We start from the raw sequence: 16,693 nt of genomic DNA, 5'->3' as shown, positions 1-16,693 counted from the left end.
CCTCAGACGAGCGTGTCGCCGTATCGCTTTATCTAATTAAAAATATAATTTATCAAATATTTAATATAATTATTATGAAATACATTTTTCTTCTTCTACTGACTTTCAGTGCATATACGGGGATGGCTCAACTGGCCTTGAATTCCGTAGTGTCTCTGGACACACTTCACTCGTCGAGACCCATTCAGGCTGTTTCGGGCAAAGATACAACCCGCGTGAAACCATCCATTCGCCCTGTCACTCCCCCCTACGAAGGGCTGAAAATCAAACTTAGCCCCGATGGAGCCAAGTACCTGGCCTTTAATCTGTGGAGTCAGGTATGGATTCGTTCCATTGAAAACAATCCGGGAACGCTCGTAAATGGAATTCCGCAGGATCATGTCTGGGACGTCAGCCTTCGCCGTACCCGGGTTCGGGTCATCGGGCAGATGTCGCCGCGTTATTTATTTGTGATTCAGTTTGGGATGAACAACCAGTCTTTTAACAGCGGTGGTGGCAGTGGTACCGGGGCCAACGGTTTAGGTAAAAAGCCTCCGCTTTTCTTTCAGGATGCTTACAGTGAATTTGTGGTGGTTCCCGCTCTAAACCCGGTTACTAAAAAACCGGCTGACTTTTCACTATCCATGGGAGCCGGGTTGCACGCCTGGAATGGCGTCAGCCGCCTGACCAGTCCGGGTATCACCAGCAGTCTCACGCTGGACGTACCCATTTTCCAATGGCCCAATATTGAAGTCTCTGACCAGTTCAGCCGTCAGCTAGGCGTTTTTGCCAAGGGCATGTGGAAGAATGTAGCATACCGTTTTCATGTCAACAAACCTTTCACCACTACGCTGACCCCCAGCGTTGGTGGGGCAGCCGTTGATAACAATCAGGATGGAAAACCGGCCTACGGAGGCTACGTTAATTACCAGTTTAAGGATAAAGAAAGTTTGCTGACGGCCTTTTTCCCCGGTACGTATCTGGGTTCCAAAAATATCTTCAACATTGGACTCGGCTTTTACTATAATAAAAATGCAACCCTCTCCCAACCCGAAGCGAATGTTTTCAGGAAACACGATGAACTGACGCTAGCGATGGATGTCTTTTGGGATCGACCCATTGGCGATCCGGCCAAACGGATGGCCGTGTCGATTTACGGCGGCCTGTATCGGTACGAATTTGGGCCCAACTACATTCGCACTTCAGGTATCATGAATCCCGGTACAGTGAATCCAAATTTTACTGAACAACGAGCCGCAGAAGGCCCCGGCAATGCCCGGTATCTATCCGGCACGGGTACGCTTACTTACACCCAGCTAGGTTTTGTTCTTCCACAATTCACTTCAGCCGTGCGTGTTCAACCTTACGTTGCTCACAGTTACAAAGATTTGCAAGCTCTTCGGCAGCCGGGCCACTACTATAACATTGGTACTGCTTTTCTACTGGACAGTCATCAGGCTAAAATTACGGTCGAATACAATAGTCGTCCGCTGTACAGCCCGGTAACCAAACAGATCTTTTCCCGAGCGGGTGAACTAATCGCCATGGTGCAGGTATCGCTGTAAGACTTTAGCTACGGTTTACTTTAGGGTTAGTTTAGAACTTGAATGCTAAAACGTCAAACCTGTAAGAACCTTACAAACCTGCTATACTCAGCCTATGTAATGGCGATTTTATAAGTTGCGGGAAGCGTGTATTTTTCATCACAAAGCATGGAAATATTTACTTAAACTTCTTAAACTATAGTACTATTTGCATATTTAGTTTACATTTAACGTCATAATCAAGTATGTAAACTTTTTCAACTAGTACGTTGGCAGCCCTGAATCGCTGGAGTGATGCAGAATTATCGCAAGCTCTGCAAGAAAATAATCGAGCCGCTTTTTCTGAAATTTACGAACGGTACTGGAAGCCTCTCTACCGAGCGGCTTACCAGAAAACACGTTCCAAAGAAACTGCTGAGGAATTGGTCCAGGATCTCTTTGTCAGCCTTTGGCAACGCAGAGAAACGGTTCAGATTCAGGAGCTGAAACGTTATTTGTTTACCGCCCTTAAGTTCTCAATCATCCGACTGATTGAATCCGAGCAGGTTCACGAAAAGTTTGTTAACTATTATCAGTCCTTTCTGGCTACGGAAGACCGGGATACGGAAGAACTACTGGATTTCCAGGATTTGTCAGAAGCCATTGAACGAAATCTTCGGGAATTGCCTGAGAAATCACAGGAGGTCTTTCGACTCAGTCGTTTCGAACAGCTTTCCATACCCGAAATAGCCCAGCGACTTCAGGTGAGCGAAAAAGCCGTTGAGTATCACCTTACCCGGGTACTCAAGCACTTACGCACGCACTTACACGAAATAGCTTTGGGGCTGATGCTCGGCCTTTGGAGATAATCCCCTTTGCTGATCCAACTCTTGGTATTGGATTTATCTTTTACAGGGTTTTGATTAAACATACGATTCGGTTCGCTTCTTCAAAACCAAGCTTCTGGTGGAAGGCCAGACTTTCTGCATTGTCCAGTTCCGTATCCGAAGCCATTTCCTGGCAGTGTTTTTCCCGAGCCCAGCCCTCCCCCGCCTGCATCAGGTACCGACCGATGCCCTGGTGCTGAAATTCCGGTTTTACGTATAAGCCTTCTACATAAGCCACTGGTGAGTGCGAAGCTCCCTCCACGTAATCCGTTCGGAGTGTCAGATGAATGAATCCGAAATAGCTCGTTCCTTCTTTCGCCAGGTAACAAACTTCATCGGTAGCCGTAAGCAGACGCTGGTAACTCTCCCGCTCCTCTTCAAACGAGCATTCCGGCCATAGGGCTACTACTAGGTTGACTAATTCGTTAAGGCTATCGGCAGAAACGGGTTCGATGGACATCAGGAGGATAATTTTTATGAAAGACGACCGAAGGTAAGGATTTAGAAGACATTCGCGACATCAGTTGCGGACGAACGGAAATCCGTACTTCAGACGGGCTTCCCTTGTGACCTGGTTACCTGACGCATATACCAGATCATCATCACCATTCCCAATATCGAAGGGCCTAGCTGGCTATAGGGCTGACATTGTGGTAACACGTTTCCCGCAAAGGCAGATAATAAGGCACTAAAGGCCGAGAGCATTTTATAAATGTGTTCGTACAGCCACCCGCCTTTCAGGGATTCATGCAACCAGTAATGTTTGACCAGATCGTAAGTAGTCACCAGCGATAACGCTCCAAAGGTGGAGTAAATCACGGACGGATTCCAGCTCGCGTCCGAGGTTTTGGCAATACCTAGAAAAAATAATCCAGAAGTAAAGGCCAGTAATGCACAAGCCACATCACGCGTGGAACTACGCTTTTCGCGAAGCCTGACGATCCGCCATCCGGCATAACTCACGTAACCCGCCAGCAGCGTAAGCATGACCAGAAACGGACTGGCTCGAAATAGAATTGCCCCCATTAATCCCGTTTCCAAGACTACACTGATGGCATACAAAAAGTAACGACCAAACCGGGTATGCGGCCCCCGCTTTTTAGGAGCCCTTAGGGCAACTACGCCGAGTCCCATCGCGGCCAGACCAAAAGAGATGTGAATGATTAGGTTAATGGAATGAAGAGTCTCCATCGAAAAGCTTTAAAAGTGAAAGCCCTAAATTGCCGTCCTTTTCTCCTGATTACCTGTTTTCTGTGACCAGATGATTTAGCTAGTGACCAAGTTATTTCGTCAATATTTACTTCCAAACCACCCAGACCAGCTGTAACTTGCCTGCATGGAGAAAGTCTTTCGTTCAGTCGTCGTTCGTAACCTGCTGGGTCTGCTGGCTTTGTTGGGTGTCCATTACGTGTCAGACCGGTATTACTTACAGCAACGAACGGGCATGAATCAGTTGCTACCCTACCTTTTTCTGCTGGGCTTATACGGTTGGCTGGTTTTTCATAACCGAGTCCTCTTCGAACGTTTTTACCTCCAGCAACGCAAACGCCAATATATACGCTGGACGCTGCTCATTATGAGTCTTAACACGCTAAGTATGTATGGCTTTCTAACGCTGCAATTTCAGGTTACCCACCCGCTTCCCCCGATCCTCAGCTTCTGGGTACATACCCTGGCGGGCTTTGGCATTTACGCTTTTTATCGCAGTACGCTGGCTGTTTCAGCTCCCCTGAAATCCAATCTGCCGAAAGTAATACCCCCAGTGGATTTGGGTGAGTTCATCTGTACGGTGGACGGCGAAAAGCAGGTGATTCGCTACGAAGAAATCCGGTATCTGGAAAGTCTGGAAAATTATGTAAAGGTCGTCACACCCCGAAAAACGCACGTAACCCGACTGACGATGAAGGAAGCCGAGGAGCGATTACCCAAACCAACCTTCGTACGCATCAGTCGCTCGCACCTGATTAATACTTCACACGTGGAGATACTGGAAGCGGATAGCATCACCGTTAGCGGAAAAAGTTTGAAAATTGGAAAGGTTTATAAACGGTACGTGAGCGAGTTACTGACGGAGACTGGGGTAAGCTGAGCGGGAGTTGCTACAATGAATCCTATTTTTCTTTTCGTGCTCTCATCTACTTAATTCCCTTGATTTCGTAATTGCTCGGTTCTGCTGAGTGACGAACTAACAAGTAGGTGTATACTATACCTAATGGGTCACGAAAAGACCTGTCTTATCTAATTTTTCGGGGATACTTCACTAATCGGCAGTAATGGTAGAGGAACACCTTTCCCAGCCTGTCATGCACAGCCAAACGATGCAGCTTACCTTCGAATAGCTAATCACTTCGTTAGCTTTAGATTCATACTTATTATCTTACCACTAATCAATCATCCCATTACTTAGGCAATAAAATAAATCTACCTAATCTATTTATCCTATTGATACATAGCATTAAATAAACACTATCATCAAATGATGAATAATTAGTATACTACCTATTAGAGCAATCCAACCAAACCATTTTTAGAAACTAAAATATAATTATTTAAGGACTTATTTGACCTACTTTTAACTAAGTATTTTTACATAAAAAATTGGTGGTAAAGTACCAAACTAGCCTCTATAGTCATATTAAAATTGATTTAAAATATATTTTTTTGAATCTAATAAAGCACGTTAAGTATATTTACCTACTTCAATTTATGTGTAGTACTAAAATAGTTATTTAGTACTTCTACTAAGTAAATGTTAGACCTATGAAAAACCTATTTATAATCTGTAATTTTAATAATTACTTAATATAAATTTAGAGTTAACTATTCATAACTTTACAATTCCCAAAACTGAATTTTATAAATTAATCACAAACATGTGTTTCTTCACAAAAGTTGTCCGCTATGTTCTTTTCTTTTTACTTGCTTTAAACGGAACCATACTAGCACAAAGTTTACCCGTAGTTAACGTAGATGTATGTGTGTATGGAGGAACCTCTGCTGGTATTATTGCTGCCTACACGGCCCAGAAACTAGGCAAATCAGTCATTTTAGTGGAACCTACTACCCACCTAGGAGGTCTAACGACAGGAGGACTTGGTTCCACTGACGTAGGCAAAACTGAAAGTATACAAGGCCTAGCCAGAGATTTTTATAATAGGGTTGGAGCTATTTATGGTAAGAAAGTAGCACAATTTTCGTTTGAGCCTAAGGTTGCAAAAAAAGCCTTTTCTTATTACTTGCAGGACCTGCACGTTCAAACAAATTATCGCTTGCAAAGTGTTATAAAATCAGGAAATACCATAAAAAGCATTACAGTACAGAACGTATTGGTATCGAGTAAAACCCAACAAATTAATGCTTCAGTATTCATGGACTGTAGCTACGAAGGCGATTTGATGGCAAAGTCAGGAGTAAGTTACACATACGGCCGAGAGGCAAATACCACCTATAAGGAAAAATACAATGGAGTACAAATAACAGGTGGTCACCAGCTTCCAGACCACATTGATCCTTATAAAACTCCAGGTGAAGCCTCTTCAGGCCTAATATGGGGAGTAAGTAACAAACCTTTGGCGGCAAATGGTACAGCTGATAATAAGATTCAGGCATATAATTTCAGGGTCTGTTTAACCAATAACTCTGCCAATTTTATTCCCTTCTCTCAACCCTCAGATTACGATGCTAGTAAATATGAGCTACTAGTGCGACTAATGTCGGTTCAGCCAGAGAAATCATCACTTCATGATTACTTCATCTGGAATGTATTACCTAATAAAAAAGTGGATCTAAACAATTTCGGTGGATTTTCTACGGATATGATTGGCATGAATTACAACTACGTGGAAGGCTCTATTGAAGAAAGAAAAGCGGTAATAGCAGCTCATGAGTCCTATACAAAGGGGCTTTTATACTTCTTTGCAAATGATTCAAGGGTGCCCGTCAATTTGCGAAAACAGATGCAACAATGGGGATATGCAAAAGACGAGTACACCGACAACGGCAATTGGACCCCTCAACTTTATGTCAGGGAGAGTCGACGGATGGTAAGTGACTATGTCATGACCGAAGCCAACTGTATGGGTACTGTAAGTGTAAATGATGAGATTGCTCAAGGTTCTTATACAATGGATTCTCATAATTGTCAACGAATTGTATACGTGAAGGGGGGGAAAACAATGGTAAAAAACGAAGGGAATGTAGAGATTGCCGTAAAAAATCCGTATGGTATTTCGTATCGATCAATTATACCTCGTCAGAAAGAATGTCAGAATTTATTGGTTCCCGTTTGTCTTTCAGCAAGCCATATTGCTTATGGATCTATTCGCATGGAACCCGTATTCATGATGCTGGGGCAGGCGGCAGGCGTAGCGGCAGTGATAGCCGCTTCTAAGAAACAACCCGTCCAGTCTATTGATATACAAACCTTACAGGAAGAAATTACGACAAATCCGTTGGTGGAACGTACATTCGACAATCCGGCTCCTCTTCCTGTACGCTGGCTTTATTTCAATGCACAACTTAATTCAGAGGGTGTTTTATTAAAGTGGGCCACTACTTACGAAAAGAATACACAGAAATTTTTTATTCAATATTCATTCGATTCCTTAAACTTTGAAACTATTGATGTAATTAATGGATCTGGCAATAGTATTATGAAAGAAGAATATTCATATTTAGATAAAAAGACGGCATGGTATAATAAAAAAGTAATTTATTATAGATTAAAGCAGGTAGATATGGATGGTAAATTTACTTATTCAAATATGGTATCCATAAATCCAGCGATTGATAACGAGGCAATATCTATCAAAGCCTACCCTAACCCATTTAATGATAATATTAGTATTGAACTATCTCGTGCCCCTACAAGCCTGGACGATAATAACGTAACTCTATTTACTCAGGATGGCAGACAAGTATACTATAAAAAAATAAATGAAATAACATTACCAGCAATTTCAATAAACGATTTATCAACACTAAGGCCTGGTTATTATTTAATGAACGTCATAATAAATCAAAGGAAATACACTTTAAGGATGGTTAAAATATAAAATCGTTAACTTATTTAAAATTCCAAGTGCTTTATTTGTAATATAAAGCAGGATAACATCAAAAGTTAAACTTTATTATCCAAACTTATTGACTGATATAGTTATTGAAACATACCTAATTTATAAGACAAAGCCACTTATTTTGCAATAGTAAGTGGCTTCGTCTTATAGAAAATAACTTTCTAAAGCTTAAAGAACTCAAGAATAAGGACAGTTATTAGCTATTATTCAGTAAATTATTTATAAAATAATTTACTGAATAGTTTGAGGGAACAAATCACCTAAGAAGTAATAAATTGCTATAGTAAAGCCCTTCATGACAGATCTATTATTAAATCAAACAACCCAAAATCAGCTCCCTTGATAGATTTTATCCTTTTACCATTGCCCGTAACATATTAAGTACCTAGCTATTTATGCTTCTAGAAACCACCCCTAACAAAAGATAAACAACCTTTCTTAGGCTACCCCGAGTAAAAGAATCTACCCAATTCTGGACTTATATTATTTGACAGCGAATTGCTTAACTACCTAATATTCACCCATTTCCCAATAGTATCTCTTGCTACGTTCGCAATGACAGTTTATTAAAGACAAATATTTTCCATTCGCATTCACTCGGTTCTGCTGCGTATCGAAATAGCTTTACACCTCTAGCCAATGGACTACGAGATAAGTTATTGATGAGACGTTACTAAATACCAACGACGAAGCGAGAAGATATTTGTGACCTAAGTTTCCCCCATGACTGTCATTCCTGAGCAGAGCGAAGAACCTTATCTAATTTTACGTATATAAATGATGGGAAGAGAAATTATTTGTTCCCCTCTAAGATCAATAGTATTATCCAATAAAGTCTCGCACTTCGGTTGAGATGACAGTTTGTTAAAGAATCTAGCAGTTTACCATGCCCAGCTACTTTGCAGTCGATCAGCTCTGCCAAGTGACAAAGTAATAAACATGCCTCTAGCCAGAAGGTTACGGAATGAATTATTGGTGATGCTTCTCTAATAATATCAGTTACCTTAATGCATACAGCACCTAATATTAGCTTATTTAACCCATCCAATTTAATCATTCTAATTTCATAATGAGCAAAGAAAAAATATTTAAAACCAAAACTGGATTTTGCCATATTCTTCCAGATAAAATAATCCTTACACGAGGTGGGTTATAAAAATATACAAATAACTAAAAATAATATTTTCAGTTATTTATTAATTTACTGTATAATTTCTGCCATAGCACTCTATCAATCCTATTTTTATTGTTTAAAGAATGAATTAGTTCCTTCTATTTTTTTTGGAATTATAGGAATTTATTTGATATATGGAACAATAATAAGTTTAAATAACTCTACTGCATCAATTATCGATCGAAGTAGTATTGTAAACATAAAATTTAAGAGAGCGATTATTGGTTTAACACGTTCTAGATTCGAAGTATTATTTAAAGATGATCAGGGAAAAATAAAGAAGCGATTAATAATGTTACCAGGCTCTTTATTTGATGGCCAATCAGTCACCCTAATAGCCCTAAAAATTATGACTGAAGAAAGGCTATTAGTGAATAGCGAAACATCAAAACTATAATGCCTATATTGAGCAAGCCCACTCTCCTTCAAATGTTAGGCAAAATATCATTTAGAATTGCCGTTTGCAAAGTCATCAGTTATAGACTAAAGTCTATCCATCGTTTTAAGTGAGACCAGTTCCAAACAAAAAGGTAATCGCAGCCAGCTACGATTACCTTTTTTATTACCCTAAACTCAATTCTTTAATACGTATACCGAATCGTTACCCCATACATCCGTTGATCACCTACGATGCCAGCGTATTGGCCGTAGCTACCGGGAGCGGCTAGTAACATTTCGTAGTAATTCTTATTGAATACGTTGCGAGCCCAGGCAAAGAACGACAATCCATTAGAACCGCGGAAGCCTAAACGGCCATTAGTCAGCGAATACCCGTCAATGTTTAGGTATTCCGAAGGCGAAGGACTCGACGAGAATTTCGAGCGATAGAATACGTCGATGCCCAGGAAGTAGTTACCCTTCAGGCCAAGGAATGTACCATTCGTATGGGTCTCACCCCCTACTGATCCCGACCATTTTGAGATGCCCGGTAACACTCCACCCGAAATGTCCTTGAAGGCTTGAGCTCCGCCCACTTCTTCCAGTGGCACGGGAGCGTTCGTGAATTTCAGGTATTTACCATCCGTATACGCCAGAGCAGCATTCAGATTTAATTTCGTAAAACGGATGCTTCCGTCCAGTTCCGCACCCTGCACACGAACTTTCTCGGCATTCGCCAGATACCCCCGGTTTACCCCTGGTTCCGGTGTTTGTACTTGCGTCTGGAAATCGCGGATGTCCGAACGATAGAAGGTCAGGTTCAGAATGGAGTTTAATGAAGGCTTCGTTTTTACTCCAAATTCCTTATGATCTACGTATTCGGGCTTTACGTTGGCCAGTTCAATCAACGTCTGGCCGTTCGCCGTTGGCAGGCCACCTACGTTTACGCCAATGGGCTTATAACCAATGGAATAAGTGGCATATGCATTAAACTTACTATTGGCTTTATACTGCAAGGAAATCTGCCCTGAGAAATTACCCTGATCGTAATCGGTGTTAAAGGCCTGATCGGTGTATACCAGCCGTTTCAGAGCCAACAGAGCAGCATCCGTCGTTTGCAGACCACCGTAAGTCACACGGTTATAATCCACTACTTTTTTATCGTAGTTGTACCGAACGCCGGGTTGCAGGTGTAACTTATTGGTAATAGACCAGTCGGCCTGAGCAAATACGGCTAAGCTGGTGCTACGAATGCGGTTTGTTGTACGGATACCGAAGTTATCAAACAGACCGGGTGTTTTCCAGAGGGCACTGGTGGTGCTTTGGGCAAACCGCCACTGAGCCGAACCTGCCTCTTCCGTCTGTACGGGATCGGATTTCAGATCCTGCCACAGGCCGAATAAACCTACTACGCCACTCAGTTTCGGTGAAATTTTACCCGAATAGCGAATCTCCTGCGACCACTGATCATGGGCTGAGTTACCCGAAGAAATTGTAAACACGGGCAGACCGATGTAATCGCGGTCGTTCAGGGGTACCCACTTCCAATAACGCCAGGCCGTAGTAGAGGTCAGCGTTCCGTTTCCGATTTTAATATCCGCATTGACCGAAACACCCCCTAACTGGTTGTCTGCTTTGGAAGGCGTATCAAGGTCCACTTTACGTTCAAAGGCACTCTTGTAAGGTAAGGCATAACCCAGATCAGCAATGATGTTATTGAACTGACGATAAGCCGCCCGTTTTGTCGGAACAACACCCGCTACGGGCCAGCCGTATCCATTGGGTTTTTGATCCGAAATGTCACCAATCAGCGTAATTTTTACGTTATCCGTCGGCGTGTATAAAAACTGGCCACGAACGCCAATGTTATTGATGTCGTTGATGGGAAGTTGCGTATGTACGTTGTAAAATAAGCCATTCCGCTGCGTTCCGGTAAACGATAAACGAGCGGCCAGTTTCTTACTCAGTGGCCCCGTTAAAGAGGCTTTAGCTTGTACGAAACCGTAGTTACCGTAGCTTAATTCGGCATTAGCTCCGGGCGTGAAGCTGGCTCCGCGAGTGGTAATGTTAAAGGCACCCGCCGTAGTATTTTTGCCAAACAGCGTTCCTTGAGGGCCGCGTAATACTTCAATACGGTCAATATCAATGAAATCCAGAGCCGTGGCCGCCGGACGAGCATAGTATACTCCGTCTACATAGAAGCCCACGCCGGGGTCAATACCATCGTTTGTTAAGCCGTAGGTAGAACCTAAACCCCGGATGTTTAGCGTAGTATTACGAGCATTGGATACGTATAACTGTACCGTAGGCACCAGCTCTTTCAGACGGTTTACGTTAAAAGCTCCCGCGTCTTCTGCAGTAGATCCACGAATGACCGAAATGGGGATAGGCACTTCCTGAGCCGATTCCTGCCGACGGCGAGACGAAATAATCACGTCTTCGAGTTTATTCGCTGCCTGTTCGAGGGAAATGGTCACCTGCCGATCTCGAACGACTATTTCTTTCTGAGTATAACCAATGAAGGATACGATCAGTGTGAAAGGTAATTTTTGGCCGGTTCTTAAATTAAACTGACCATTCCCATCGGTGCTGGCTCCATTGGTGGTGCCTTTGATAATGACCGTAGCTCCTACTAAGGGCTCGCCCGAAGTGGCATCCAGAACAGTACCCGAGACGGTGGCGTTAATAATGGGCTGTTCCTGAGCTTGGGAATAAAAAAACGTCAATACTAAACTGACGGTTAGAAGTATAGTTGTAGCAATAGCTCTCATAAGAGAATGAAACGTCGTAAGGACAGATGATGATTGGGATGAAATAAGGAAAAGGCTGAAGGCTCAGCAATGATTTCAGAGTGTGCTCAACAATAAGGTATAATTCGTGGCTTCATGAATGGCTTTTGAAAGGTCCGGCACAAAACTAACAATTTAAATTATAAAGTATATAGATTTAGTAGACTTTATAATCTAAATTATGTTACTTTTATCCATCCATTATTTTCGATTACTACCATTCTGGTGCAGGATTCTATCCTGTACCAGATGCTAGCCCATCACCTTATAATTTATATGGGTAGTATCACCTCTAATAATAGGATGTCCTTTTCCATAATAATTCCGAGCTGAACTGTATAACCAATCCTCCGAACGTTCTACAAGAACCCTGCAATCGGATGTACCCCGTTCTGCCAGAACTGATACTTCATATTAGAAGAATTCTTGCGTCCAGCTCGTTCAAACATCCATAACATCCAATCCTTTCGACTTTCCTTCGGATTTTTAGAAATGGCGTTTAAAATTTGTTTAGCCGTAAACTTTTTTAAGCCCCTGAATATACCGTCCAGCCTTTTTTCTTTCGAGCCAACGATGACATGTACATGATTAGTCATGAGGCAAAAGGCCTATAACTCCAGCCCTTTCTTGTTCTGACAATACCTCGAACTTTCAATAATAATATCCCGAGCTCAGTGGAGTCTTGAAAGTTGTATTTCCTACTCATTTTTATAGTCAAAGTTGAAGCTCCTGAAAATAGCTCTTCTTTTCAGCCTCCGTAATGCCGTTTGATAAGTTAGGCTCTAGGGCAAACTGGACACTGCTTTATAGAGATTCTTAAAATGACACCTTGCACCAGTAAACGCTGACTTGCACACTCCTTTGAATTTTATACTTTTACCTCCATGAAAAGAGAAGATTTATCGAGCTTCTACGAGCGAATTAATTATACCACTCAGGAGCAAGTTTCTGCCGAACGTTCGCACATCAATTTATTCGAACGGGCTAGTTGCCAGGGCATGCATCCCTACTCCCGGCGGGATTACTATAAGGTTACACTCATTATTGGAGAAGGTCGACTGGAATACGCCAACCGTACCATTAATATTGACCGTCCGGCTTTGCTGTTTTCCAATCCGCTGATTCCTTATCTGTGGCAACCCTTATCGCAGGAACAGGAAGGGTGGTTCTGTATTTTCAATAAGGCTTTCGTTCATCAGCGGGACGAACTTCTGACGGAATTGCCCATGTTTCAGTTGGACGGACAGCATATATATTTCCCCGAGGAATCAGTCGTCAACGAAATTTCGGAGCTTTTCCGAAAGATGATGGCTGAAAATCAGTCAACGTATCCCTTTAAACAGGATGTGTTGCGTAGTTATCTTCACCTTATTGTCCACCAGGCTCTGAAAATGCAGCCTGTGAATGACTACGAGCCACCGCTGAATGCTTCTTCCCGCATTACGTCCCTTTTTCTGGAATTACTGGAACGACAGTTTCCCATCGACTCCATGCAAAACCAGCTTCAGTTACGCTCGGCTACGGATTTTGCCCGCCAGCTTTCTGTTCACACCAATCACCTGAACCGGGCCGTTCGTGAAATAACAGGCAAAACCACGACCGAACATATTGCCTCCCGAATCATCGTGGAAGCCAACGAACTGCTCACCCACAGCGACTGGTCCGTAGCCGAAATTGCCAGTTCACTGGGTTTCGAATATGCCAGCTACTTCAATAATTTTTACAAGAAAGCTACGGGAAAAACACCCCGGGAAGTTCGAATGGGCTGTGTTTGAATTTTATAATTTTTCGTTTGAATCTTCTTTTTCTCCCGTTGTAATCCGCTCTACTTTTGCCGCAGTCACTACAAAACACATAAGTCATGGATTACAGAGCTTTAGGAAACACCGGAGAAAAACTATCCGCAATTGGACTAGGCTGTATGGGGATGAGCTTCGCCTACGGCCCTACCGATGAACAGCAAAGCATCGCTACCCTGGAGCGAGCCCTTGAAAGGGGTATCAATTTCTGGGATACGGCTGACATGTACGGCAATGGAGCTAACGAAGAGTTGCTATCAAAACTGTTGACTTCGCACCGCGATCAGATTTTCATCGCTACCAAGTTTGGTTTTCGCTTTAAAGACGGAATCGCCCGCAGCAGTGCCGCAGCAGGAACCTATTTTGATGGATCGCCTGAGTGGGTAAAAACTGCCGTAGAAGCGAGTCTGAAACGTCTGAAGATTGATACCATCGATTTATACTATGCCCACCGCGTGGACCCGAACGTACCCATTGAAGAAACGGTAGGTGCCATGGCAGATTTGGTGCAAGCGGGTAAGGTACGCTACATTGGTCTTTCGGAGGCTTCAGCGGCATCCATCCGCAAGGCCCATCAGGTGCATCCCATCACTGCCCTGCAATCCGAATATTCGCTTCTAAGCAGAGATTTGGAAACGGAAATTTTACCAACCATTCGTGAACTGGGCATTACACTGGTTCCCTACTCGCCACTGGCTCGGGGCCTATTTGATAACATTACCCAAGCCGATCAGCTCGCTCCAGATGATTTTCGTCGTTCCATCCCTCGTTATCAGGCAGAATACCTGGACAATAACCGCAAGTTGGCCGAAGGTTTACAGCAACTCGCTGCCGAGAAAGGGTTGAAAGGCACGCAGTTAGCTCTAGCCTGGGTATTAGCTCAGGGCGAGGATATCATACCTATTCCCGGTACCAAACGGATTAGCTATCTCGAAGAAAACATTGCAGCTTCCGAAGTACAGCTTTCCGCCGAAGATTTACAACGCATCGAAACGCTCCTCCAACAATACCCTAATACGGGTGAGCGATACAGCGAAGGGTCGATGAAACTGGTAAACCATTAATAGTTACTCCATCGTAACCAACAAAAAAGGATAATTGCAGACGATGCAATTATCCTTTTTTGTTTACTCCATTCGACAAGTGTAAAAATACTTTATTTTCACTGGTACAGGATTGGAATCCTGTACCAGTAGTTCGCACTTCCATCCTACGGTTTCCCAATCACTACTTCATCAATATAAAACCGTGTGGGTGACGTGGGAATATCTGCATTGGGTAACGGCGGATCGTTAGTTTCATTAGGCGTTTGCCGATTGGGTAAATTTCGGTAGGCTCCCGTTCGAAGCGATAGACGTTCAATGGATTTCACTGCCTCCGCTAGCTGAGCTTTTGCAAGCACGATTTTTCCATTGATTTTTACCGAAAAATGGCCCTTCAACGTCGCCAGGGTTTGTACTTCCAGGTCATACCACTGCCCTTTCTGGTATTCCTGTAGCACTTTCTCGGTACTGCCGTCGGTGGCGATGATCTGATTTTTTTCGTTAAACCGAATGCGAACGGGACGATTGCCGTACTGATCCGTCAGATCAATTTCCAACACCCCGGTATTACTGGGGTCTGCGTATACTTTTAGTTTCGTCGTTAGATGCGTGCCTTCTTCGAATACCCGAATGGCCCGGGCATAATCGTACAAGTCCTTGTCTTCCAGTAACAGACTTTTACCCGATTTTCCGGGCGTCTTCGCTACTGATACCGGAGCCCACTTCGGAGCATAGATGTTCCAGTTTGGCACCGCCCCATCCAGTTCCAACTGGTCAAAGTGATCTTTAACGGTCCCTTTCACTGCGTAAGTAACGGGCGTTGGAATTCGGCTGATCCAGATATCTTCTTTATTCATGCTGTAACTCAGCCACATATCATTTCCCGGCGGGTTACCATTGCCTTCCTCAATGCCCCGCATGTAGCAGGGCCCAAAATCTTTCCAGCGACCCGTAAACCGACGGACGGGTAACTCCCCCTGCACCAGTAACATATCATCGAAAATGATTCCATCGTCACCCGTAATCACCACCAGTGGGAAACGATACTGCGTCTGTTCGATGGGGTTATAACTAATGGCATAACGACCATCGTCCGTTTTCTGTCCCCATTGTTTCCCCCCTGACATAAGCAGAGTCGGTACTTTTACGGGTTTGGAAAAGGTTTTTCCTTCATCGGAAGAAAGAGCCGTTAATGATTTTTTCCAGAGAGCCACTACTTTCCCGTCTTTGCGGTGGTAATAGGACAAAGCTTGTCCGGCTTCCTTTCCTCCATAAAAACCATCCAGTCCATGATCCTCGTCATACCACTGAAAAGTCATTAACTGATCTTTCAGCAGATCGTCGCAGGCTTTGACAAAACCCGCATCCGTCGATTTTTTATAGAAGGGATAACTTGTGTTTGACTCATTCCAGTCAGCGTGGCTCGTGTAACGAATGAAGTAAATCGGGCCGAAAGAACCGTCTTTATAGACTTCCCGTACCACCCGGCCAATGCCGCCTTTTCCGAAGGGATCTTCCGTGTGACCGTAAAAAGCCAACATTAATAAACGCCCATCGGGGGCAACGTAAAAGCCCATCCGCTGATGCATCATGTAGCCTTTGTACCCCTTAGGAATTTCTACACCTTTCGGAGCCTGATAGGGCGGAAAAACTACCTGTGGCTTATTCCAGTGGCGACCATCGCTGGAGGTCATCAGAAGCGTTTGTCCCGGAGCCACATGCTCGTCTACGGGGTTACTGAGGTATTGCTGAAAAAAGGTATTGTTCCAGTAACAGAGGTTTGAAGCATGGTTATACGTCCAGCCGTAACCATCGGATTCTTCGGGATGGGTGCGGTTAGCCCGCATGGTTTGTCGATTTTCGGTGCCGATGGCATACCGAAGTCGGCCTTCGTGCAGACTGGGATCTACGGTTACTCCACCCACATAACGAACCGGCTCCTGCGGGCTCCCCGTCTGAGCCTGTCCCAACTGAGTCAGGCCCAGGGCCGCTCCCAGCATCATAACTGAACGTTTCATAATCAGGAAAGAACCCTAAAACGGCTTT

At 43.6% G+C, this 16,693-nt stretch carries 13 protein-coding genes; 7 read left to right on the top strand and 6 right to left on the bottom strand.

All coding sequences use genetic code 11. The features are described 5' to 3' along the window. The first annotated feature begins 74 nt into the window (after positions 1 to 74). Together QE357_RS07535 and QE357_RS07530 are read left to right on the top strand one after the other, a co-directional pair. Entirely contained in the window at positions 75 to 1,544 is a 1,470-nt protein-coding gene (locus QE357_RS07535) for a porin (protein WP_309706578.1), read from the top strand. Between the two features lie 248 nt (positions 1,545 to 1,792). Next, positions 1,793 to 2,371 carry an RNA polymerase sigma-70 factor gene (locus QE357_RS07530; protein WP_309706577.1) on the top strand — a complete coding sequence of 193 codons (579 nt, stop codon included), beginning with the start codon at positions 1,793 to 1,795 and terminating at the stop codon, positions 2,369 to 2,371. 40 nt (positions 2,372 to 2,411) lie between these two features. Here QE357_RS07530 and aac(6') read toward each other — a convergent pair whose 3' ends face one another. Both aac(6') and QE357_RS07520 read right to left on the bottom strand, forming a co-directional pair. Further along, entirely contained in the window at positions 2,412 to 2,849 is a 438-nt protein-coding gene (gene aac(6') / locus QE357_RS07525) for an aminoglycoside 6'-N-acetyltransferase (RefSeq protein ID WP_309706576.1), read from the bottom strand. An 89-nt stretch (positions 2,850 to 2,938) separates the two neighbouring features. Beyond that, entirely contained in the window at positions 2,939 to 3,580 is a 642-nt protein-coding gene (locus QE357_RS07520; RefSeq protein WP_309706575.1) for a hypothetical protein, read from the bottom strand. A gap of 145 nt (positions 3,581 to 3,725) precedes the next feature. Between QE357_RS07520 and QE357_RS07515 the strand changes: the two genes are divergently transcribed. Together QE357_RS07515 and QE357_RS07510 are read left to right on the top strand one after the other, a co-directional pair. After that, the gene (locus QE357_RS07515) at positions 3,726 to 4,478 is read left to right on the top strand and encodes a LytTR family DNA-binding domain-containing protein (protein WP_309706574.1); all 753 of its coding nucleotides are present in this window, start codon (positions 3,726 to 3,728) and stop codon (positions 4,476 to 4,478) included. 784 nt (positions 4,479 to 5,262) lie between these two features. After that, positions 5,263 to 7,443, top strand: a complete 2,181-nt coding sequence (locus tag QE357_RS07510; protein ID WP_309706573.1) for an FAD-dependent oxidoreductase — start codon at positions 5,263 to 5,265, stop codon at positions 7,441 to 7,443. An 814-nt stretch (positions 7,444 to 8,257) separates the two neighbouring features. Here the strand turns inward: QE357_RS07510 and QE357_RS07505 are convergent. Next, positions 8,258 to 8,578: a hypothetical protein gene (locus QE357_RS07505; protein WP_309706572.1), complete on the bottom strand. Its 321-nt coding sequence runs from the start codon at positions 8,576 to 8,578 to the stop codon at positions 8,258 to 8,260. A 31-nt stretch (positions 8,579 to 8,609) separates the two neighbouring features. Between QE357_RS07505 and QE357_RS07500 the strand changes: the two genes are divergently transcribed. Next, the gene (locus tag QE357_RS07500; protein ID WP_309706571.1) at positions 8,610 to 9,035 is read left to right on the top strand and encodes a phosphoribosylaminoimidazolesuccinocarboxamide synthase; all 426 of its coding nucleotides are present in this window, start codon (positions 8,610 to 8,612) and stop codon (positions 9,033 to 9,035) included. A 184-nt stretch (positions 9,036 to 9,219) separates the two neighbouring features. On the opposite strand, the gene QE357_RS07495 is transcribed toward QE357_RS07500, so the two are convergent. Together QE357_RS07495 and QE357_RS07490 are read right to left on the bottom strand one after the other, a co-directional pair. Next, complete coding sequence (locus QE357_RS07495) at positions 9,220 to 11,787, bottom strand: TonB-dependent receptor (RefSeq protein WP_309706570.1); 2,568 nt, start codon at positions 11,785 to 11,787, stop codon at positions 9,220 to 9,222. Between the two features lie 377 nt (positions 11,788 to 12,164). Then, positions 12,165 to 12,401 (bottom strand): hypothetical protein, encoded by a 237-nt coding sequence (locus QE357_RS07490; protein WP_309706569.1) that lies wholly within the window; start codon positions 12,399 to 12,401, stop codon positions 12,165 to 12,167. Between the two features lie 288 nt (positions 12,402 to 12,689). On the opposite strand from QE357_RS07490, the gene QE357_RS07485 reads away from it, so the two are divergent. After that, on the top strand, positions 12,690 to 13,580 hold the full coding sequence (locus QE357_RS07485) for an AraC family transcriptional regulator (RefSeq protein ID WP_106635544.1): 891 nt from the start codon (positions 12,690 to 12,692) through the stop codon (positions 13,578 to 13,580). 86 nt (positions 13,581 to 13,666) lie between these two features. Further along, positions 13,667 to 14,668, top strand: a complete 1,002-nt coding sequence (locus QE357_RS07480; RefSeq protein WP_309706568.1) for an aldo/keto reductase — start codon at positions 13,667 to 13,669, stop codon at positions 14,666 to 14,668. A gap of 146 nt (positions 14,669 to 14,814) precedes the next feature. Here the strand turns inward: QE357_RS07480 and QE357_RS07475 are convergent, their stop codons facing one another. Continuing rightward, the gene (locus QE357_RS07475; RefSeq protein ID WP_309706567.1) at positions 14,815 to 16,665 is read right to left on the bottom strand and encodes a hypothetical protein; all 1,851 of its coding nucleotides are present in this window, start codon (positions 16,663 to 16,665) and stop codon (positions 14,815 to 14,817) included. Between the last annotated feature and the right edge of the window lie 28 nt (positions 16,666 to 16,693).

It is taken from the genome of Siphonobacter sp. SORGH_AS_0500, from assembly GCF_031453245.1.
Classification (GTDB): domain Bacteria; phylum Bacteroidota; class Bacteroidia; order Cytophagales; family Spirosomataceae; genus Siphonobacter.
This window is presented reverse-complemented; position numbering and strand designations above follow the sequence as displayed.